Origin of the sequence: Nitrosomonas communis (assembly GCF_024102715.1) — a bacterium.
Taxonomy (GTDB): Bacteria; Pseudomonadota; Gammaproteobacteria; order Burkholderiales; family Nitrosomonadaceae; genus Nitrosomonas; species Nitrosomonas communis_B.
Genome location: NZ_JAGFJM010000046.1, coordinates 1 through 21,199 on the forward strand (window position 1 = coordinate 1; position 21,199 = coordinate 21,199).

The window sequence follows — 21,199 nt, forward strand, 5'->3', positions numbered from 1 at the left end:
AAGGCTATGTCTGCATTAAACGTTGAAACTACTTTTTTGTCCAATAGACTGGAACATTAAGACTGGAGAGCATAGTCATGAAAGTCTCTGATTTTCGGGAGTGGTTTGAAAAAATATCGCAACTTAGTCGTGGTCAAAAAGAACAGGCCAGGCATTGCCTGAGCGAAGTGAAGCCACAAGCTGCGGTCGCGAAATATCTTGAGGATTCTTTTGAACCGAATTGTCCGGTCTGCCAGGCAGATCGCTTTTATCGTTGGGGACACCAAGCGGGGTTGCAACGTTTTCGCTGTTGCGCATGCAAGCACACATTCACGGCCATTTCGGGAACCCCTTTGGCTCGTCTGCGGCATAAGGAACAGTGGCTGAATTACAGCGCGGCGTTGATTGAAGGCTTGACCGTGCGAGCGAGCGCCAAGCAATGCGGAATAGACAAAAATACCAGTTTTCGCTGGCGCCATCGGTTCCTGACTTTGCCGGCAGCTACTAAAGCCAACCACTTGCAAGGGATCATCGAGGCGGATGAGACCTTTTTTCCCTCTTCCTGCAAAGGTCAACGCCACCTGAATCGTCCACCGCGTAAACGCGGCAAGCAAATCCATGCACGTGGCACAGGCAAAGACCAGGTGCCGGTGTTGGTAGTACGTGACCGCTCTGGTGCAACAGCGGATTTCATGTTGAATGCGCTTGATAAAAAGACAATCGAGCCTCCTTTGCGGACTATTCTGGCGAAGGACGCCATTTTCTGTAGTGATGGCGCTGCCGTCTACCGGTCTGTGGCTCATAGCCTCGGAATTACCCATCGCCCCGTCAATCTCTCTGCTGGGATTCGAGTCATTGCTGGCGTTTACCATATCCAGAATGTTAATGCCTACGACAGCCGACTTAAACAGTGGATGAAAAGATTTCATGGGGTTGCGACCAAATACTTGGGAAATTATCTGGGCTGGCGTAGATGGTTGGAACGTTGGGGCGAGCACAACTCGCCAATCGTTGGGCTCCAGGCCGCTCTCGGAAGAGAAAATCAGTTTCAACTATTAACGCAGACATAGCCAAATTAAAGTTCGGGGTCAGAGTGTTTCCCCCGCGCCTGCGGGGATAGACCCGCAAATACCAGGTGATCGATATCGCGCGCGCCGTTTCCCCCGCGCCTGCGGGGATAGACCCCAGCCGTTTTGCAATGGGGCGGATCGGAAAAAGGAATTGTCAAAGACAGCAGAAATCGCAGTCCGTGAAGGGTTGATTCGTGGGCAAAAACAGGCCCTGCACGATAAAGCGGAGGAACGGATTGAATGAAGCTGAATGAATGGCGGCAATTACCGGAGATAGTTAGCGATCCTGATCTGGTGCTGCTGGATAATCGTAGCGGTAAACTGATCTATGTGGTTGCGAGCAATACGGATGGCATCAAATTATCAGTCGGGTTCGAGTACAAGAAAGAAGCACCCAACGCCATCGTTTCTGGATTCAGGCAAGCCACACGCACGATTGATGAAATCATACGGGGTGGGCTTTATACGATAATCGAGGGATCGCAAGCGGATGATTGACAGGCTGCCCGGTCGGAGTCGAACCGACATAGATGACGACGCTTCGCCTTTCTGTTCCCCAGTCCATGCACGTAGACAGTCTGCAATCAAAAGAGATAGGCAGGCGGCGTTCAATGCTGCCAATGATCTGGCCCCCTGAACTAACAGCCCAGATTAAACCTGAGCTAAACGTCCGAAACGATTCCGCCTCTGAGAATGGAAATATATCATGAAGATACAAATAGAAGTCGATAACAAAACTGTGCTGGATGCATTGAACCGGCTGCAACAATCAGGTGCACGGCCACGCCCGGCCCTGCTGGAAATCGGTGAGGCGTTGGTGGAATCGACCAAAGAGCGATTCAGCACGCAAACCATGCCGGATGGAAGTCGCTGGGAGCGCAATGCGCCAGCGGGGATAGGCTCAATCAAACTGCTATGACATCCAGCCAAAGTATCGCTGTAGAGGGTAGCCAATCTATTCAGCTCAGCTATAAGCCAGATTATCTGCTAGCTCACTGATCAGCGCTGAAACAACCTTCTTGCACGTGTGCGCTTCTTGGTAAACGGTACGTTGACGCTGATAGCTGATATTCCGTTCTGCCACACGTTTGACGAGTTGTTCAAAATATTCCGATTCTCCTATTTTGCTGACGTAAGGCTGGATTTCAGTTTGCACTATCTGCCAAATTTCATGGATAGGTTTGAACAAGCCATTTTTATCGACCACGCAGTTTGCTTCCAATCCCAAGCGCGAGGCCATATAACAATTGTCTTTTTCAATCCACCAAGGTAATGCATGCGGCATGGTTTCGATGTCGGCCTGCTGGTGTGCCAGCAGATAGGCGGCCAAGACCCGAATAAAACTGGCAAGTTGGATCGCCTCACTAATGGTCGGTTGCGCATCCATCACTCTGACTTCGACTGTACCCCACTGCGGCCGCACTCTGATATCCCAATGGATGTCATTGATGGTGTGTATCATGCCGGCACGTTGCGAGGATTTATAAAAATCCATGAATTGCTGCCAGTCATTAAAACTTGGTGGTATGCCATAACTGCGACTGGCCGCCAGGATACGCTGACGGTAGGAGACAAAGCCAGTGTCATAGCCGCGCCAGAAGGGCGAGCTGGCAGAAAGGGCAATCAATAGGGGCAGATAAACCTTGAAAGCACGCATCAGATAGAGCGCTTGCGCTGCCTCCTGCACACCAATGTGCACCTGCGTGGCAAAAGTAATTTGGCTATGACCTAAATAACCAGTATCCGTTTCCATTCTCAGGTAACGTGGCAGCGGGGTAAATAAGGCTAATTCCTTGTCAAAAGGGTGAGTACCGGCAGCGCATAACTCCATCCCCAGCGCGAGACAAGTCTGTTTCACTGCTTTGACCAGTTGAACAAGATGCGCATGAACCTGCGCGGTGTTTTCCCCAACCTTGGAAATCACTTCGACGGTATTCTGGATGAACTCCGGTTTGATATAGGGTGATTCCGGACAGCACTCGAGCAAAGGTCCGATTCCGTTTACCAGTTTGAGATTTTCCTTATCGAGCAGTTGCAGCTCGAGTTCTATCCCAACAGTTAATGGTTTGGACGGGATAAATTCCAAGATGGGATCAACTTGAAAATTCTTGCGCCGCCTCTCGGACGACTTCATCGAAAAATGCAGCACCCACTTTCAATACCTCTTCATTGATGTCAAATTCCGGGCTATGTAACGGAATATACTCATTCTCATGCCGTCTTGCACCAAAACGGACATAGCAACCGGGTATCTTTTGCAGGTAATAAGAAAAATCTTCTGACCCCATGCTGGGATGATCAAGGGTCATTAAGCCCGCGTGCCCCACTACTTTTTGAGCTGCGCGGTAAGCGATATAGGTTTCTCGGGTGGTATTGACAACGGGCGGATAACCTTGCGTGATATCAATCTCTACTTTGGCATTGTGCAATTCACCCATAGCTCTGGCCATGCGCTTTAATCCGTTATGGATGCGATCACGCACTTCAGGGAGGGTAGTGCGAATCGATCCCTCCAGAATCGCCTCAGCCGCAATCACATTAGGCGCGCTGCCCGCATGCACTGTGCCAATCGTCACCACGGCAGGATAAACTGGGTTAATCTCGCGCGAGACCAGTGTTTGCATGGCGGCGATCAGTAAGCCAGTAATCACGATGGCATCGGTCGCTTCATGCGGCCGCGCGCCATGTCCGCCCTTACCTTTAATATGAATGCTAAAACGATCGGACTGTGCTGTGATCACGCCATCCGCTACCATGATTTCTCCCACGCGATAATGGTGTGTCACATGTCCGCCGAATATCGCGCTGACGCCTTGCAAAGCGCCTGATTCCAAGACTACACGTGCACCACCACCTTTTTCTTCTGCTGGCTGGAAAATAAACAGGACGTGGCAAGGAGGAGGAGACACTTTCAGCAGCGCAGCAGCGCCCAGTACCATGGTCATATGCGCATCATGTCCACATGCATGCATTTTATCTTTCATACAGGCAGCAAAAGGCAAACCGGTGTTTTCAGTACCAGGCAGTGCATCCATGTCTGCACGCAGAGCAACTACCGGCGCTGCAGGGTGCTTGCATGGCAGCCTGCCAATAACGGCATTGCCAGGGCCATTATAATTATAAGCAATCTCCAGCTTGTCTAATTCCGCCATCAATATCTTGGCGGTTTCGACTTCTTTAAATGCCAGCTCAGGATGCTGATGCAGGATACGGCGCACTGTCACCATCCACTCATAGAGATGCTCGGATTTATATTTTTCTACCATCGCCGCCATCCTTACAATTGAGATATCTTCTAGCCAAGTGGTGATCGAGCCTAGCTTTTTAGTAAGTATGGCACAATTTGGCGTCTATCCTAATCTGTTCGCTGGCATGATTTTACTTTTTCCGCCAGCGCAGTTTCTTAACACTTTCTTCACATTTCTTGTGATAGGCTAAACGCCGCCCTCGCTTGGTTTATAAGACCAAAACCAACAAAAGCAACTAATAAACAAAGAGTCAATAATTTTTCTGAATCAATAATTTATCTAAATATTTTTCTCCACAAGCTTTTCAGGAAGGGCATGAGATATTGTTTATCTTCTCAAAGAGAATAAGAAAGCTTAAAGCCTTAATTAATCAACAGGAAAATCTATATGTTCAAAAAACTAAAACTTCTTACCGTATTCGCTGCGTTTAGCTTGTTATCGGTTCCTGCCATCGCTGAAGATGTTGACACTGACTTTCAAACCTGGGGCAATATCACCGCGATAGGAAATTTAGGTAACTTTAATCCGAATCTGAAAAATTGGAGAATTTGGTTAGAAGGACAGGGACGTTTTGGCAATGACTCTACCCAATTTACTCAATCTCTTATCCGTCCAGGCATAGGTTATGCTATTACTGATAATGTCATTCTCTGGGCAGGCTACGCCTGGGCGCCAACCGCCGAGCCGATCTCAGGCAGACGTAATTTTGATGAGCACCGCATCTGGCAGCAAGTAACCTGGAGCGAAAACTTATCATTCGCCAAATTTTCTTGGCGTAGCCGTTTTGAGCAACGCTTTTTTGACAGCGATATCCCTGACCCCGGTAAAAATGATGTGGCTTACCGATTCCGCCAATTAATAAAATTTGCCTTTCCCATGCCTTTTATTTCTCAGGATCTCAGCTTTGTAGTACAGGATGAAATATTTATTGCTATGAATACCCCTCATAAAGGTTGGATTACCAACGGTCTCGATCAGAATAGAGGATTTGTTGGATTAGCTTATAAGTTTAATCAAATGGCTACAGGTGAAATCGGCTATTTGAATCAGTATATTAATAGACCACACAATCCCCGCCCCGATCAAATGATTCATATTGTAGGCGTAAACTTGTTTTTGAATTTCTGATAACCTGAGTTTCTGCCGCTATACCTGATAATTCAGGTATAGCGATAGATTTTGCACACGTCAATGAGCTATGCTATGCCTATACATTGAAACGGAAATGAATCACATCGCCATCATTGACAATGTATTCCTTACCTTCTAAGCGCATTTTTCCTGCTTCTTTAGCACCTTGCTCACCGTTATAAGCAATAAAGTCATCATAGGCGATGACTTCAGCACGGATAAAACCTCTTTCAAAATCCGTATGGATCACGCCAGCTGCTTGTGGCGCTGTATCTCCTTTGTGTATCGTCCATGCGCGCACTTCTTTGACCCCTGCAGTGAAATAAGTTTGTAGCCCGAGTATTTGATAAGCCGCACGAATCAGGCGGTTTAAGCCTGGCTCTTCCAGCCTCATATCAGCCAGAAATACTTGCTTGTCTTCATCGGACAAATCCGCAATTTCTGCTTCGAGTGCAGCACAGATTGCTACAACAGGCGCTCCTTCCCGTGCCGCATACTCCTGAATGCTTTGCAGTAATGGATTATCTTCAAAACCATTATCTGTCACATTTGCCACATAAATAGCGGGCTTTGCTGTCAATAAGCATAATGACTTCAAGAGCGGCAGCTGTTCTTTCTCTAACGCTAGGCTGCGCGCTGGCTGCCCCTGGTCAAGATGAGCATACAATTTCTCCAGCACGCTCATACAGCGGATACTTTCCTTGTTACCCGATTTGGCCAGCTTGGCTTCCCGTTGCATCGCTTTTTCCACTGTCGCCAGATCAGCCAGCGCAAGTTCAGTTTGGATTACTTCGATATCGGCAATGGGATCGACCTTACCTGCCACATGCACCACATTTTCATCAGCAAAACAGCGCACCATATGCACAATCCCGTCTGTTTCACGGATATTCGCGAGAAATTTATTGCCTAATCCCTCGCCTTTAGAGGCGCCCGCGACCAGACCTGCAATATCAACAAATTCAACGATGGCAGATTGCATTTTTTGCGGTTTCACAATTTCGCCAAGCTTCTTGAGGCGCTGATCGGGAACTTCAACCACGCCTACATTAGGATCAATCGTACAAAAAGGGTAATTCTCAGCAGCAATACCCGCTTTGGTTAAGGCGTTAAAAAGTGTTGATTTACCCACATTGGGCAAACCAACAATGCCACACTTCAGGCTCATAATCCGATTCTTATTGAATTGCTAGTAAACGGGGAAATACACAAAAAAGCGCAGCCTTAGGTTTCTTTCTGCTTTGTGTGCAATTTATGCATCGCAGCCGGATAATCACCTCCTGCAATGAGTGGCCAAACAGCCAGGCTTCGCTGGATAGCATCATCGATCAATAAAGCTTCTTCTTTCCGGGGTGGATGCAAAACATAATCTACTACCTCATTTTTATTTCCTGGATGGCCTATACCAATTCGTAGACGCCAAAAATCCTGGGTGGCAAGACGAGAAATGATATCCTTGAGACCATTATGACCGCCTGCCCCGCCACCCAATTTTAATTTGGCGGCTCCGGGCGGCAAATCCAGTTCATCATGAACAACCAGTACTTGATCGGGCGGAATTTTATAAAAGCGAGCTAACGCCGCTACCGCTGTTCCACTCGCGTTCATATATGTCTGTGGTTTAAGCAGCCATAACTGGTCATTACTGTGCATAATATTTGCACACAAACCATGAAACTTCACTTCTGATTTGAATGTGATGCGTAATTCTTCCGCCAGCCGGCACAACCAGTGGAATCCAACATTATGGCGCGTAGCAGCATATTTTTCCCCCGGATTGCCAAGTCCTACAATAAGTTTCATTGATTACCTGGCTTAACCGGGCAGCAACTTTCCATCATTCTGACTGTGTTCATCTGCACTCGCTCGGGAGCTGCAATACGGAAGAACGCTGCCCATGCTGATTTGCAATTTATACGTACAAATATCTGTTTTATTTAGGAACTCGCGCCACCTTCTCCAGACTCGCTTCCTCGCTGAACAATGAGGGTAGCCACAGGAAAATCATCACCTCTGATCAATGCAGGAATTTCCACATTTTCTGGCAAATTGAGGTTGCTTAGGTGTAAGGTACTGCCAGCAGTCATTTCTGACAAATCCACAGTGATATATTCAGGCAAATCTTTAGGTAGACAGGATATATCAACTTCAGTAAGGACATGACTGACCATGCCACCCGATAGTTTTACGCCAGGCGAAACCTCAGCATTAATGAAATGCAGCGGAACTTTCATGTGTATCTTCTTACTTTTATCAATACGCTGAAAATCTACATGCAACACTTGTGGTTTGTAGGGATGCATTTGTACATCACGTAACAATACCTGCTCTTTAACGCCGTCCACATTTAACGATAAAACCGAGGCATGAAATGCTTCCAGCTTAAGCTTGTGGAATAAATTGTTATGGTCTAATTCTATGGATTGTGCAGCACCCTCTCCACCATAAACTACTCCAGGAACTCTACCTGATCCTCGCAGGCGGCGGCTCGCACCCTTGCCCTGCAATTCACGTTTATTAGCATCAATTTCAATTTGCATCTCAATTCTCCCAAACAAGATTTATCCGCGACCAGATAAATCAAAAATAAAAATTTATCTCCAGTTACTCCATAAATAACGAGCTTAATGAGCTCTCATTACTTATCCGGAGCAGGGATTCACCCAATAAATTTGCTACACTCAACTGACAGATTCGATCGCACGCTTTAGCATCTTCACGCAATGGTATCGTATCAGTGACAACGAGTTTATCTAGTTTAGAATTGGCAATCCGCTCCACTGCCTTGCCAGACAAAACCGCGTGTGTAGAATACGCCACAACACTCACGGCCCCTTCCTCTTTTAACGCCTTGGCAGCTTCGCACAGCGTATTGGCGGTATCCACCATATCGTCTATGATGACGCAAGTACGCCCCTCAACTTCACCAATGATATTCATTACCTTGGATTCATTTGGTTTAGGGCGACGTTTATCGATAATTGCAAGATCACATTCCAAACGTTTTGCTAAATGCCTTGCTCTTACAACCCCTCCCACATCAGGAGATACCACAACCAAATCTTGGTAATTATGCTTCCATATATCGCCGAGCAATATAGGCATGCCGTAAATGTTATCCACCGGGATATCAAAAAAACCCTGGATCTGGTCTGAATGTAAGTCCATCGTCAGTAACCGATCTACACCAACCGTCGCAAGCATATTGGCGACCACTTTAGCTGTAATCGGAACACGCGCCGATCGCGGCCTTCTATCCTGACGCGCATAACCAAAGTAGGGAATCGCTGCTGTAATACGACCTGCTGAGGCACGCTTCAAGGCATCGACAATCACTAAAATTTCCATGAGACTATCATTCGTAGGAGCGCAAGTCGATTGCAATACGAACACATCCTTGCCGCGCACATTTTCAAGCAACTCCACCATGATCTCGCCGTCACTAAAACGAGAAACTGTTGCTCGCCCCAAATGAATATTGAGATACTTGACCACGTCCTGGGCCAACTGGGGATTGGCTGTACCAGTAAAAACCATCAAGCTATCGTAAGACATGGTTAATACTTTGCCGCTATGAGCTGAAAGCTGAAAAACACAGATCTCTCCTGGTAATACAAAGCTCGCCACATAATCTTTAATTTATATGCTCTGATTTGAATCAGAAAACCAGCCGATTCTGAGCATTACAAATTACTGGCTGGGGAGGTAGGGATCGAACCTACGAATGCCGGAATCAAAATCCGGTGCCTTACCACTTGGCGACTCCCCAAAATTCATTACTCTATTTAAAAATTTCGCAACGGGTGACATGCTAATCCCTTTGCCACGAAACCACTCATTCCGTCAGGCAATTGACGGAGCGCATTTTGCGCCGACAATTCGTTTGCAAATTCTGCAAATACACAAGCACCTGAACCGCTCATTGCGACTAATGTGGTATTACTCAACTGCTTAAGCCATTCTAAACATCTTGCCACAACTGGATACATCTGGCAAACCACTGGCGCCAGATCATTGCGTCCTTGCCAGATGGAAAAGGGCGGTATTTTGATAGGATTTGTATTCCGTGTCAATTCCCTGCTTGAAAAAATTTGTCCTGTTGAAACATGCACGGGTGGCGTTAACACCAAATACCAAGCTGGCGGTAACGCGATGGCTGAAAGTTTCTCGCCCACCCCTTCTGCAAAAGCATTCTCACCATAGATAAATACGGGCACATCCGCACCTAATTCTAGTCCCAACTCCATCAAATGAGCTCTTGTCCAATTCAATCCCCATAACCGATTGAGCACAAGTAAGGTCGTTGCTGCGTCTGAACTCCCTCCTCCTAGTCCACCACCCATAGGAATTCTCTTTTCCAGAAAAATTTCCACTCCAAAGCTCTGATGGCTTTTCTGCTGCAACAATTTTGCTGCACGAACGCACAGATCATTTTCTTCAGGTACACCAGGAATGGGTGTATGTAATTTGATTACAGAATCGTTTCTTAAAACAAAACCTAGTTGATCAGAAAAATCTAAAAATCTAAACACTGTCTGCAGCAGATGATATCCGTCTTCTCGGCGCCCAACCACATGCAGAAATAAATTAAGCTTGGCAGGCGATGGAAAAGTTTGCATATTCTTTGAGTTTCATAAGGCACTTTTTAAAGACGGAATGCTGTCAATCTCTGATTTTCCAATTATCAATAACTAACTTCAGTTTCAAATCTATACGGCTAAGCTCTAATACTCTGGGAAGATTATAGGCTGGAACAGGCTGCGAAAAATAATCCAAATAAGTGATTCTCCAGCCGTCCTGCCTGATCGCTACTGTCCGGCCAGTCGTATCCAAATCCTTTTCCGACATTGTCAGCGGAAAATGCGTACCGAGTATCCAGAATTGCAATCCAGCAAGAGGCAGACGCCATCCCAACACATCTTCTGTTAAATTTTCCACATTACTTGCATAATAAGTTTTTTGTTCTGAGGTTATAAGGCGCACTCCTTCCGGCCCCCGGTCAATGTGGGCTACCGTTTGCCCCAATGGAGAAAGTAGCAGTATCTCATCACTGTCAGCGGTATGCTGCCAGTGCACACCACCCGAGAACCCACGCTTATCCGCTTTCACAAGTACCCGGCCAATCAGGCCAAAATCAGCAATAACTTTACTCGCTGCCGCTTCACCCGGTCGAGTAACAATAGTGGTAACGCCTACATCCCGGCTTTCAAATACAGCACAGCCTGTGAATAATGGAAGCAGGCAAAGCAATAGCTCGCATGCAATAAGCCTATGATTATTAATGCTATTAAACAATGGATATTTAATCTACATTTTAATTTTCTACACACATCACAGAACACACTCAACTTATCGCTATTGCTTTATTCCTGCTCCAATTCGAGTGGTATCGACAAAACAGAAGTTAATTAAGAAACACCTCAGGAAGCCTCTGCTGCACTCTTGTTACTTTGGGCATCAGGCAACACAATATTCAATTCAAGCGTTTCTTGAATTTCGTCCTGTTCAAATTTAACTGAAATAGCATCTTGGTCCACTTTGACATATTTACGAATGACTGCCAGTAATTCTTCTTGCAATTGTGGAAGGTAAGAAGGTTTATTACGATAATAACGTTCGTGTGCCACCAGAATTTGTAGCCTTTCTTTCGCAACAGAAGCTGTTTTAGATTTTGACGATCTAAAATAATCCAGCAGACTCATTATTTTCCTCCAAAAAGCTTCCTAAGAAACCCTTTTTTATTCTCAATAAAACGGTGAGGCCTTTTTTCCCCCAGATAACGCGCCACAATATCTGCATAAGCCTGGCCTGCATCACTTTTCTCATCCAGGATTACTGGGATGCCAGAATTAGAGGCATTCAGAACTGATTTTGATTCCGGAATAACGCCCAGTAAATGCAAAGATAATATTTCCTGCACATCATCCAGGCTAAGCATCTCTCCTGACTCAACCCGATTCGGATCATAACGAGTCAATAACAAATACTCTTTGATGGGTTCCATTGCTAACTCTGCTCTGCGCGATTTGCTTGCCATAATGCCAAGCATACGATCCGAATCTCTGACAGAAGATACTTCTGGATTGGTTACGACAAAAGCATCGTCTGCATAATACATTGCCAAATGAGCGCCCTTTTCAATGCCAGCAGGTGAGTCGCACACGATATATTTAAAATCCTTGGCGAGCTCTTCCAGCACTCTTCCTACACCCTCAAGATTTAAAGCATCTTTATCACGCGTTTGTGAGGCAGGTAAAATATAGAGTAAATTACAGTTCTTATCACGAATCAATGCCTGATTGAGGTTTGCCTCTCCATTGATTACATTGACGAAATCATAAACGACACGCCGCTCACAACCCATAATAAGATCAAGATTGCGCAACCCGACATCAAAATCAATCACGACCGTCTTATGCCCTCTCTTTGCCAATCCCATGGCAATTGCAGCACTTGTGGTAGTCTTACCAACCCCCCCCTTGCCCGACGTTACGACAATGATTCTTGCCACTTAATTCTCCTTCGCTGAAATATCTTATACTAATTCTTTTATTATCAAAGCATGGTTCTGCAAATAGATTTGCACTGGTTTTTTTGGGACCGTCTCTTTAAGATCCTCGCTCGTTTTATAATCTCCGGCTATCGAAATAAGCTCAGCTTGTAAATCAAAACAGAATATTCTTGCATCCGTATTGCCTTGCACCCCTGCAAGCGCCCGCCCTCTTAATGTATTGTAAACATGGATATTACCCTCAGCCATGATTTCAGCCCCCGCACTGACCTGAGTTAATATAATCAAATCACCAGATACATAGATACGCTGTCCCGAACGGACTGGCTGAGTAATCAATGTCGCCGCATTATACGCGACCGCTTCCTTGACAATCGGTTGGGGTTTGGGAATGGGTGCAGCTGCTTTAGGTGTCTCAGCCGCTATCCCTTGACTACTTTGAGTGGCATCCACTGGAATAAATAATGAGCTTGCCCGTTTATTCTGGAAGTCATTGCCACCACGTATTCCTATAGGAAATAAACCAGCGTTACGAATAAGCTCTACTAACCTCACCACATCTATTTCATCATTATTATTGTTCAATTCGTGTAAATCAAACACAACGGGCGAGTTTCTGAAAAAATCTGGCGCCTGAGATAGTCTTTGCTGCAATCGTTGTTCGATTACCGCCAAGTCATTACTGTACAAAACGAGCACCGGTACAAAAAAAGTGCTACTTCTAATTTCCAGCACTGGTCGGATATCATGCATTTTTTCTGGATCTATCGACATCTGTTCTGTTAAATCAGTGAGCCACAATAGTAGGAGATAATATCGATATCAATTTATTTACTGACAGCAGCATTATACCTTCCAATCGAAAGGAGCGAATAATTTTACTCAATATTTGAGTCATTTAACTTCGACGCTCTTCCTTTATCACATTGCCCCATTAAATTAATCTAATCACAACGCAATTCATTCAATATAAAAGTTTTCCCTGGCATCTGCGTTAGAATTATTTATTCTATCGGCTGTCCAATTGCATGAAATAATAGTTTCGGGGTTTGACGCACAATTCCTGAATGTCAAAGGTACATTTGATAAAGGAGGAAATATGAAAACGTATTTATCAATAATCAGTTTACTTGTTCTGTTGGGTGGATGTACTAGCCTACCGCCAGCAATAAAGGACTTTCCCGTTACGAATGTACCTTACCATACCCTCAGTCAGAATATCGAAGCTTACAAGGATACGCCTCTTCGCTGGGGTGGCGTGATCATTGACGTCGAAAATGAAAAAGATTTCACTTTAGTCCAGGTTTTATTTTATCCTCTTGATTATAAGGGATATCCACAATTAAACAAAGAAAGTGAAGGCCGCTTTGTGATTGAGAGTAGCGAATTCCTGGATCCCGCTGTCTATGCCAAAGATAGCGAGATAACTGTGGCAGGAACACTGAAAGGTGATATTGAACGTACCATCGGCAACAAAATCATAAGGGTCCCACTTATTTCAGCAACGGCAATCTACTTATGGCCAAAAGATTATCGATATTATTATTACGGTCCAGGTAGATATAGTTATCCTCCTTATCCTTACTCTGGCTACTACTACGGTTATCCTTTTTTCTTCAGGGGCTACTATGGGCCTTATCGTTACTGGTGGTAAAAAATTTTGGGCATATTTTTCAGGTTAATAGCTGCCTGCTTTCTAATCTTCTTTCTCTCATCCGCAGCAATACTTTATCTTGCTATTGAGAATAAACCTCATGTCGAGAAAACTGTTGATATTACTCCTGAGCATATCGCACGCATTAAGCACATCATCGACAACCATCGCCATAAAACTCAGTCAGGGAAAATAGCAACCGTCAGCATTCTTCCAGAAGATCTTGATATAATGATCAATTATTTGACACATCTTGTTGTTAATGGCCGCGCGCAGGCAGCGCTAGGTGACGGCGAAGCATTGTTGCGATTAAGCTATCCTATTCCCGGCAATGTACTTCGTGGCTATCTAAATTTTGAAACCACTTTTACTGACGCCAATCATTTTCCGCTACCTCAATCAATCCGCATCGGAAGTCTCCGGTTACCGGAGTATATTACCAACCGATTCACCCAGCAATTTCTGCATTGGCTAGAAAATAATCATCCAGAATTCCGGGCAGGCTTGGATGCGCTCCAGCAGATAAGAATCTCTCAGGAGAGTCTCAGCATCGTTTATCGCTGGAAAGAAGGATTATTTGATAAAGCAAGTAAAATAGTCATTGGCATGCCTGTCATTAGCAAACAGGAACAAGCAAGAGTGCTTCGTTATCACCACATGCTGATTAACAATTATCACTTTAAAAGCAGAGCAGCCATCCCTCTCTCGGAATTGCTCACTCATGCAATGCGTCTTGCCTCCAAACATTCAATCAATGGCAATAATCCTATAGCAGAAAATCGTGCGGCCATTCTGGCAACAGCATTCCATGTACTAGGCTTACCCCTTAAATTGCTTTTCCCTGAAGTGAATAACTTGCCAAAACCTGCCAATCTTAAGGTTACCCTTGATGGCAGAGATGATTTTGCTAAGCATTTCATGGTCTCTGCCGCCATCACTGCTTATGCAGACACGATGCTTTCGGATGCGATCGGTCTCTATAAAGAAATTGAGGATTCGCGCTCTGGAAGCGGTTTTTCCTTTAATGATATGGCAGCCAATCGCGCCGGGGTACGATTTGCTGAACAAGCTATTGCAAGTCAGGTATCAGCATTAAGAATACAAAAGGTAATGGCAACTAAACTAAAGGATACTGATTTAATGCCGACCTGGTCTGATCTTCCTGAATTTATGTCAGAGTCAGAGTTTGCGGCGCGTTTTGGTGGTATTGATACACCCAAATATCAGCAGTTGATGAAAAAAATAGAGCAGCGTATTGCCGCTCTTCGAATACTTCACTAAAAGCCTGCTACCGCATCAATCTCTTCATGGTATCCAGCAATGCTTCGTTGCCTGGATTTGCTTCAAGCGCCGAGCGCCAAACCTTCTCAGCATCTTCTTTTGCTCCCTTAACCCAAAGCACTTCACCTAAATGAGCAGCAATTTCTGGATCAGGACGAGAGGAAAACGCGAGATTCAGATAATTGAGACCTTCACTCAGATTTCCCATCCGGTAATATACCCATCCCAGACTATCCATAATGTATGGATCGTCTGGCGATAACTCGACTGCTTTTTTGATCAACGCCAATGCTTCTGGCAGACGTAATCCCCGTTCTGCGAGACTATAGCCCAGCGCATTGTATGCATGCGCATTATCCGGCCTTAACTCGATCAGCCTGCGCAAATCTTGCTCGAAGATGTCAAATTTACCAATTTTGTCTGCCGCTAATGCTCGATCGTAAAGCAAATCGGGATGATCTGGAATCTTTTCCAAATTTCTGTCTAGTAAATTAAAGACCTCCTGATGCGCATTAACTTCCCGTAATAACTGCGCTTCCGCCAGGATTAACTGGGTACGTTGCTGCTCATTTTCGGGTGTTAACTGATGCAAATGCCGACGCGCGCTATTAATCCCTTCTTTTTTCAGCAGCAAAACAGCGTAACGGATTTGAGCAGGTAAATACCGTTCACCCCCTTTTACTCGCCGATATGACTCGAGAGCAGCATCTGTCCGTTGCGTAACTTCATAGATCCGCGCTAAATTAAAATGGATATTGTCGGGATCTTCATAGCCTAAATCCAACGCTCTCTTAAAATTTTCTTCCGCGCCATCGAAATCATTTAACTCCAGAGACAACAAACCAACCGCAAGAGCAACATCTGCATTCAGTGGATTCTCCATCATCAATTTTCGGAACTGATCGCGCGCTGAAGCAAAATTTTTTTCCGACATCAACATGCGAACATAAGCAATCCGCATATCATTGGCTTTTGGATATTTCTCCAGATAGCCTTCATAAAAAGCTCTCGCTTCAGCGTTAGCAATCCGCTGCAAAATCCGGCCTTGATGAATCGCGGCAACCTCCCAGTCAGGACGCAATACCAGCACCTGTTTCATTTCTTTAAGTGCGAGTTCAAGCTGATTGGCAGCCCAGGCAGCTTGGGAAATTGCAAAATGTGCTTCCGGCAAATCAGGATACGGCGCTGCAAGCTTTTGCATTAACTGCAGCGTTGCATTTTTATCACTGTGGCGTGATAACAGTCTACTCAAGTGCATAAAAGCCTTGTCGACGGAATCCTTCTCAGACGACAGCAATTTCTCAAGATGAGGGCGCGCTTTGTCAAGTTTCCCAGTGCTCACAAACAATGCTGCCGCAGCTTGGCGCGCACTGATGGAATCTGGCTCCAGCTCAACCCATAAGGCAACAGCCTCTTCTGCTTCACCAGGCCGGCGCGCACGAAGCGCCACCTCGGTGGCACGTTCGGCAATCCGCGGATCACGTGTATTTCTAGCCAGCTTAGCGTATCGCTCAACCGCCACCTCAAGGTTATCACGTTGCAATGCTGTTTCGGCCAGTAAAAAGTCAAACAAAAGCTCGCTTGTCAGTTCTTGAGCGGGTAATTCCGACTGACCCTGTGAAGCCTGATCAGCAAATTTGGCTTCCGGCGAGCTTTCCACTTTTGGGATCTGCGTACACCCAGCTAGCCCGAGTAGTAATAATATCCAATGCATTCTAAATTTCATCTGAATCGAGCTAATAAAATCATTAAGACTAAAAAAAACCAAACCAGTTCTTATGCTACGGCATATTTAATAGCCTTCACAGTATAGCTAACGATTGCGAGACATAGATGGATAATTTAATGCTCGCATCAAATTATCCATCTCATCCTCACTTAGCTATCAAACAAAATATCCTTCAAAGACAGGCACCATGCGGTCATTAAGGATTTTGTGAAAATGGGTTATCACCGCTTGCTGGCTGGTTTTGCGAAAAAGGACTAGAACCCGCTGTAGCTTGATCGCGCGCAAAAGGATTGGCAGGAGCAGTATTCGGCGAACCTGCTTGAGGCGTTTTGGCTCGCTGTGATTTCGTTTCGCTCTCGCCGCCAGCATGAACAAACTTCCAGTCTTTATAGCTCTTCGCTTCCGCAAAACCGGAATATTGTTCTGGAAAATTTGCTCGTTTGAGCGGGGCCTTGTCTGATCGACTATAGATGCCTGTTATTCCCACATCTGCTTGCTCGATCAATCCCCAGTCAAGACTATTGGTCATGGGATCACGGAAAATTTTTCTAAGATGACGTTTGATTACCAATGAACTCCTATCTTCCAGTAATTGCTCAAGCGATTCTGGGTACCGTTTTGCTTTCCCGCTTGAATTATTGTAATAGGATTCGATTGCGCGCTTGAATTGATCGCCCACATAGAGCAGTTCTATTTCCTTCTGCCGCTGGGATTCAATTTGCCACATCGGACCAACGCCTGCGAGTACAGCCCCTGCCAGCGCAACGGCAAATAGCGCCCATAAATAGATATAACCTTGTTCTGCACAGGAATGGCCGGCGTGATTGTTTATCACCATTTATCGTAAAATGTTCCGTCTAATGCCTGTTTATCAGAACTGCTGTGTATATCATACATGCCCTCCAGCTCTTCGTCGGCAGGAGGAATCTCGATCCAAGTAAAAGCGCTGTCGGTCATCGGATCAATTGGAACGGCACGGATATAGCGCTCTTCTACTAATTGCTCCAGATTAAGCGGATAGACTCCCCTATCAGCATAGAATTTGTCGATCGCATCGCGCATGATGCTCAAATTTTGCCGCAGCACTGCTTCTTTGGCGCGATCGACTGAATTAAAATATCTGGGTGCAACAATACTGAGCAATGTAGCAATCACCGCCATCACAACCAACAACTCGATTAAGGTAAAACCGGCATGCCGGCAACATTTAGGTATTCTCATTCACCACTGATTATAGGGTATTCCATTCAGACCCTTCTGCTCTGAACGCGAAAAGACATCAAACACATCGTCCCCTTCTTCCGGATTATCGGGCGGACTTGCATAACTACGTTTTCCCCATGTATCTGCATCCGGCACGGCCAGATCAGCATCTGCAAACATCGGATCACGCGGCAAGCGCCGCAAAAAATAGATCATCTTTTTTTTAGGATCCTTGATATTCGGCACACCTTCCACCAAGTCTTCCAATCTTCGAGGATAACCTGCCTCATCTGCTTTCTTTTCTACCACGCCCTCATCTGCAGCCTGCTTATAAGCATCGATCGCTGTTCGAATCTGCCGCAGTACCAGACGTAACTCTTGTTCCTTCTCACGCTTAATGGCAATCTCGCGCAACGGCATCGCTGCCGCAGCCAAGATAGCAACAATGGCCACCACCACCATCAGCTCGACCAACGTAAACCCATGACAAGCAGATGAAAATAATCTCGCCCCCTGCCTTTGCATACTACTGGATTTCGATACTAGCCGCCGGTGGCAAACTGACCTCAACCGGATTTCCCTTGTCATCTTGTGTGGTTAAATTTTGAATGGCAATCTCAGTAGCACCCGGATTTGCACTAATCGCTTTAAAGCGTAAGACTGCCGTCATCCCAGTTGGTTCTTCTCTCCCCAACTTGATAGTACGCACTCCGGATTTCTCGCCACCATCCAGCGCTTCCAGCATATCTTTATCGTATGTTAGATTAAGCTCACTCGCCAGGGTGGTATTCTGAGTAACAAGTCTCACTGTAGCGGTAAATTCCCGATCCATGGTTACAGTAGCAGGCGCCAGCAAAGACAGTGTCGGCGAAGCGGAACTCGCTCTTGCCGCGGCTGCTGCGAAAGGATTAAGCGCAGCCTCGGACTCGGCAGTAGACGGTATTGGCTGTGCCATTCCGCCAGCAATAGAGTGGAAAGGTGATGCAGGGCCGGCCGGCGCCATGGCCAGTGATTGTGCTGATGTTTTCCGGATACTTATGGGTAATCTGCCAGCAGCATTCGCTGTGCCGGAATGGAACTCACTCTCCAATTTGGTCGGCTGCATGACGTTACGTACGATACGCGGCGTAATTAACAGCACAATCTCCGTTTTCTTACGATCCACTCGGTTATTTGAGAATAACCGGCCAAGTATCGGCGTATCGATCAGTCCCGGTATACCGCCCAAATCTCTCTTATCTTCATCGTTAATCAAGCCCGCCAGAATATGTGTTTCCCCATCTTTTGACGAGAGCAAAGTTTCTGCCGTACGCGTCCCCACTATCGGAAATCTGCTAGCACCAGATTGTTCGAAACCGGTAATGGAACTTACCTCGAGCATCACCTTGATAGACACCTCGTCATTCGGAGCGATGATGGGTTCAACTTCCAGCTTCAGTCCCACATCAATGAAGGTAACTGATTGGGATACCGTAGCAGCAGTACCCGTGACATTGGAGGTAACAATCGGTTGCCGGCTGCCGATCAGAATTTTAGCCTTTTCGCGATTTTTGACACGGATACGCGGATTGGCCAGTATGTCGCCAAAAGAAAGATCTTTTCTTAGATTTATCACAACCTGGTTACTGACCGAGAAATTCTTTAAACCAAATGTGATTTGATCAAGCGTGGTCGATGCAGCCGCCTCGGCTGGATTACCCGATGCGGCTGGTGTCGCAGTGTAAGTAATCTGCCCTGGGAAATTAGGGCCCAGCTGAGTCAAATTGCTCCGCTGGATCTCCAATACTTCAACATCAAGCATCACTTCCGGATCAGGGAAATCATTAATGGCAACCAGGCGTTCTACCAAACGTATCGCTTCCAGCGTATCGCGCATGACAAAAAGATTGAGTTTTTCATTGACGTAAACATCCTTAGCCTTGACCAATCCTCTGATCATCGCAACCATCTGCTTGACATCGGTATTGACCACATGAAAGCTACGCACAACCAACTCTTGATATTCCTTTTGCTTGGCCGGAGTATCAGGATAGATCAGCAATGAATTGTCGTTCAAAATTTTGTAAGCAAGCTGATTGGTCATCAGCAGCAATTTCAAAACATCTTCGATTTTGTTATCGCGCACAAAAATAGATGTCTTTGATTCCTGCTGAACATTTTTATCAAAAACAAAATTGATCCCTGCTGCACGTGATATCAGCTCAAAAATGGATTTCAGGCTGGCATCGCGAAATTCCATGGTAATTGGTTTGTTAAAAGCAGTGATCAGCTCCAATCCAGGATCTTCCGTCCGGACAATTCGCTCGTTGATTTCCTTAATTAACTGGCGCGCATCTGCATGTATCGGATTTTCCTGGAGTACCGCTCGTACCGCTGTCTCGGCGCCTTCTATATCATTCCGGGCGAGCGACTCTCTCGCTTGATTAATGATAGATTGTTGATGTCGTTCCAGATTCAACGCTTCCAACCCGGTTTTAGCACGCTCGTTATTCGCATTAATTTCCAGCACATGGCGGAACTTCAGTGCCGCCATATCCAGATCTCCCACTGATCGGGCATTTTCTGCCTCACTGATTATTTGAGAGATAATCGCCTCACGCTGGCGTGACAGGACAGTGCGAATTTCCTTGTTATCAGGCTCTTCATAGGCCGCCTGCTCAAGCTTCTTCAAGCCGGCATCTAATTGACCTTGCGCAATCATTTGCTGACCTTCTAAAAATGCCTGATTTCGAGTGGTATAGGTCGCACAACTGGCGAATACAATCGGTAGCAGAACAATGAAAACAAATCTGACTAATTTCATTGAAACTTTCCAGGGTTATTGTTAGTGATAAGAAGGGTTTGTTTGACACCCAGCGGTAAATATGTGAATTCGATCACGTCATCCTTAATCCGATCAACCCGATAGTTTGCCTCAATGCGCTCCCCCACTTTCGCAATATAGTTTTTCTCCGCCATAGAAAGAAAGACACGAATTATCTTTCCCTCTGTAAGTCTGCCAACATATTTAAACTGCAAAGGGGGCGCTGCGGGTGGAGGGGGCGGCGGCGGCGATGTCACAACAGGCGGTGGCGCAGTTCTGCCATCTTGCCCAGAACCAAACGGTGACTGGGCAGAACCGGTCAGTGGTCGCTTCGGTTCCCATGAGGTAGCCGCAAAAATATCGTCCGCATCTGCACTAAATTTTCGTTGCCCTAATTGCTCAACTTGCAGAAGGCCTGGTGCGCTTTTTTTGGTGCGCGCGCTGCTTGCTGCAGATCTGGTCGGCAGCACCGGCTGCACAGTCTCTTCTATGTCAGCATCATTCTCTTCCAACCATGCCACTGCAAGCAGCGTGGCTGCAAGTGCAGCAGCCAAAATCAATCTGCGAATATTGGTTGCCCGTTTTTCCAT

General features: G+C 45.9%; 23 protein-coding genes and 1 tRNA gene. 6 read left to right on the top strand and 18 right to left on the bottom strand.

The features are described 5' to 3' along the window. The first annotated feature begins 77 nt into the window (after positions 1 to 77). From J5I83_RS04480 to J5I83_RS04490, 3 genes are all read left to right on the top strand, one after another. Complete coding sequence (locus tag J5I83_RS04480) at positions 78 to 1,049, top strand: IS1595 family transposase (RefSeq protein WP_304053597.1); 972 nt, start codon at positions 78 to 80, stop codon at positions 1,047 to 1,049. A gap of 240 nt (positions 1,050 to 1,289) precedes the next feature. Further along, on the top strand, positions 1,290 to 1,547 hold the full coding sequence (locus J5I83_RS04485) for a hypothetical protein (protein ID WP_304053598.1): 258 nt from the start codon (positions 1,290 to 1,292) through the stop codon (positions 1,545 to 1,547). Positions 1,548 to 1,755: 208 nt separating this feature from the next. Then, positions 1,756 to 1,968: a phage virion morphogenesis protein gene (locus tag J5I83_RS04490; RefSeq protein ID WP_304053599.1), complete on the top strand. Its 213-nt coding sequence runs from the start codon at positions 1,756 to 1,758 to the stop codon at positions 1,966 to 1,968. 45 nt (positions 1,969 to 2,013) lie between these two features. On the opposite strand, the gene J5I83_RS04495 is transcribed toward J5I83_RS04490, so the two are convergent. Next, on the bottom strand, positions 2,014 to 3,183 hold the full coding sequence (locus tag J5I83_RS04495) for a YbdK family carboxylate-amine ligase (RefSeq protein ID WP_304053600.1): 1,170 nt from the start codon (positions 3,181 to 3,183) through the stop codon (positions 2,014 to 2,016). Continuing rightward, positions 3,143 to 4,315: a M20 family metallopeptidase gene (locus J5I83_RS04500; RefSeq protein ID WP_304053601.1), complete on the bottom strand. Its 1,173-nt coding sequence runs from the start codon at positions 4,313 to 4,315 to the stop codon at positions 3,143 to 3,145. The genes J5I83_RS04495 and J5I83_RS04500 overlap by 41 nt, the downstream gene beginning before the upstream one ends. Positions 4,316 to 4,684: 369 nt before the next feature. Between J5I83_RS04500 and J5I83_RS04505 the strand changes: the two genes are divergently transcribed. After that, positions 4,685 to 5,425, top strand: a complete 741-nt coding sequence (locus tag J5I83_RS04505; protein ID WP_304053602.1) for a DUF2490 domain-containing protein — start codon at positions 4,685 to 4,687, stop codon at positions 5,423 to 5,425. A gap of 79 nt (positions 5,426 to 5,504) precedes the next feature. On the opposite strand, the gene ychF is transcribed toward J5I83_RS04505, so the two are convergent. From ychF to minC, 10 genes are all read right to left on the bottom strand, one after another. Further along, complete coding sequence (gene ychF / locus J5I83_RS04510) at positions 5,505 to 6,596, bottom strand: redox-regulated ATPase YchF (RefSeq protein ID WP_304053603.1); 1,092 nt, start codon at positions 6,594 to 6,596, stop codon at positions 5,505 to 5,507. Positions 6,597 to 6,652: 56 nt separating this feature from the next. Then, the gene (gene pth / locus J5I83_RS04515; RefSeq protein ID WP_304053605.1) at positions 6,653 to 7,231 is read right to left on the bottom strand and encodes an aminoacyl-tRNA hydrolase; all 579 of its coding nucleotides are present in this window, start codon (positions 7,229 to 7,231) and stop codon (positions 6,653 to 6,655) included. 134 nt (positions 7,232 to 7,365) lie between these two features. Then, positions 7,366 to 7,968 carry a 50S ribosomal protein L25/general stress protein Ctc gene (locus tag J5I83_RS04520; RefSeq protein ID WP_304053607.1) on the bottom strand — a complete coding sequence of 201 codons (603 nt, stop codon included), beginning with the start codon at positions 7,966 to 7,968 and terminating at the stop codon, positions 7,366 to 7,368. 64 nt (positions 7,969 to 8,032) lie between these two features. Next, a complete protein-coding gene (locus tag J5I83_RS04525) occupies positions 8,033 to 8,983 on the bottom strand; it encodes a ribose-phosphate pyrophosphokinase (protein ID WP_304053610.1) in 951 nt (316 codons plus the stop codon). Between the two features lie 139 nt (positions 8,984 to 9,122). Further along, positions 9,123 to 9,197, bottom strand: a tRNA-Gln gene (locus tag J5I83_RS04530). A gap of 16 nt (positions 9,198 to 9,213) precedes the next feature. Continuing rightward, on the bottom strand, positions 9,214 to 10,047 hold the full coding sequence (ispE, locus tag J5I83_RS04535; RefSeq protein WP_304053612.1) for a 4-(cytidine 5'-diphospho)-2-C-methyl-D-erythritol kinase: 834 nt from the start codon (positions 10,045 to 10,047) through the stop codon (positions 9,214 to 9,216). Between the two features lie 43 nt (positions 10,048 to 10,090). Further along, positions 10,091 to 10,678, bottom strand: coding sequence for a lipoprotein insertase outer membrane protein LolB (gene lolB / locus J5I83_RS04540; protein ID WP_304053614.1), 588 nt, complete (start codon positions 10,676 to 10,678; stop codon positions 10,091 to 10,093). 170 nt (positions 10,679 to 10,848) lie between these two features. Next, positions 10,849 to 11,130 (bottom strand): cell division topological specificity factor MinE, encoded by a 282-nt coding sequence (minE, locus tag J5I83_RS04545; RefSeq protein WP_304053617.1) that lies wholly within the window; start codon positions 11,128 to 11,130, stop codon positions 10,849 to 10,851. Continuing rightward, the gene (gene minD, locus J5I83_RS04550; protein WP_304053620.1) at positions 11,130 to 11,939 is read right to left on the bottom strand and encodes a septum site-determining protein MinD; all 810 of its coding nucleotides are present in this window, start codon (positions 11,937 to 11,939) and stop codon (positions 11,130 to 11,132) included. Before minD ends, minE begins: the two co-directional genes overlap by 1 nt. Before the next feature lie 24 nt (positions 11,940 to 11,963). Next, positions 11,964 to 12,713 carry a septum site-determining protein MinC gene (gene minC / locus J5I83_RS04555; protein ID WP_304053622.1) on the bottom strand — a complete coding sequence of 250 codons (750 nt, stop codon included), beginning with the start codon at positions 12,711 to 12,713 and terminating at the stop codon, positions 11,964 to 11,966. A gap of 325 nt (positions 12,714 to 13,038) precedes the next feature. Here minC and J5I83_RS04560 point away from each other — a divergent pair, with 325 nt between their 5' ends. Both J5I83_RS04560 and J5I83_RS04565 read left to right on the top strand, forming a co-directional pair. Next, a complete protein-coding gene (locus J5I83_RS04560; RefSeq protein WP_304053624.1) occupies positions 13,039 to 13,593 on the top strand; it encodes a Slp family lipoprotein in 555 nt (184 codons plus the stop codon). Positions 13,594 to 13,599: 6 nt separating this feature from the next. After that, positions 13,600 to 14,874 carry a hypothetical protein gene (locus tag J5I83_RS04565; protein WP_304053626.1) on the top strand — a complete coding sequence of 425 codons (1,275 nt, stop codon included), beginning with the start codon at positions 13,600 to 13,602 and terminating at the stop codon, positions 14,872 to 14,874. 7 nt (positions 14,875 to 14,881) lie between these two features. Here J5I83_RS04565 and J5I83_RS04570 read toward each other — a convergent pair whose 3' ends face one another. From J5I83_RS04570 to J5I83_RS04595, 6 genes are all read right to left on the bottom strand, one after another. Beyond that, positions 14,882 to 16,588, bottom strand: a complete 1,707-nt coding sequence (locus tag J5I83_RS04570) for a tetratricopeptide repeat protein (protein ID WP_304053629.1) — start codon at positions 16,586 to 16,588, stop codon at positions 14,882 to 14,884. A gap of 211 nt (positions 16,589 to 16,799) precedes the next feature. After that, a complete protein-coding gene (locus J5I83_RS04575) occupies positions 16,800 to 17,438 on the bottom strand; it encodes a type II secretion system protein (RefSeq protein WP_304053631.1) in 639 nt (212 codons plus the stop codon). Then, positions 17,435 to 17,824, bottom strand: coding sequence for a type II secretion system protein (locus tag J5I83_RS04580; RefSeq protein ID WP_304053633.1), 390 nt, complete (start codon positions 17,822 to 17,824; stop codon positions 17,435 to 17,437). Before J5I83_RS04580 ends, J5I83_RS04575 begins: the two co-directional genes overlap by 4 nt. Continuing rightward, entirely contained in the window at positions 17,825 to 18,331 is a 507-nt protein-coding gene (locus tag J5I83_RS04585; protein WP_304053636.1) for a type II secretion system protein, read from the bottom strand. It abuts the gene before it with no gap. Position 18,332: 1 nt separating this feature from the next. Next, complete coding sequence (locus tag J5I83_RS04590; RefSeq protein WP_304053638.1) at positions 18,333 to 20,609, bottom strand: FecR domain-containing protein; 2,277 nt, start codon at positions 20,607 to 20,609, stop codon at positions 18,333 to 18,335. Continuing rightward, complete coding sequence (locus J5I83_RS04595; protein ID WP_304053640.1) at positions 20,606 to 21,199, bottom strand: hypothetical protein; 594 nt, start codon at positions 21,197 to 21,199, stop codon at positions 20,606 to 20,608. The genes J5I83_RS04590 and J5I83_RS04595 overlap by 4 nt, the downstream gene beginning before the upstream one ends.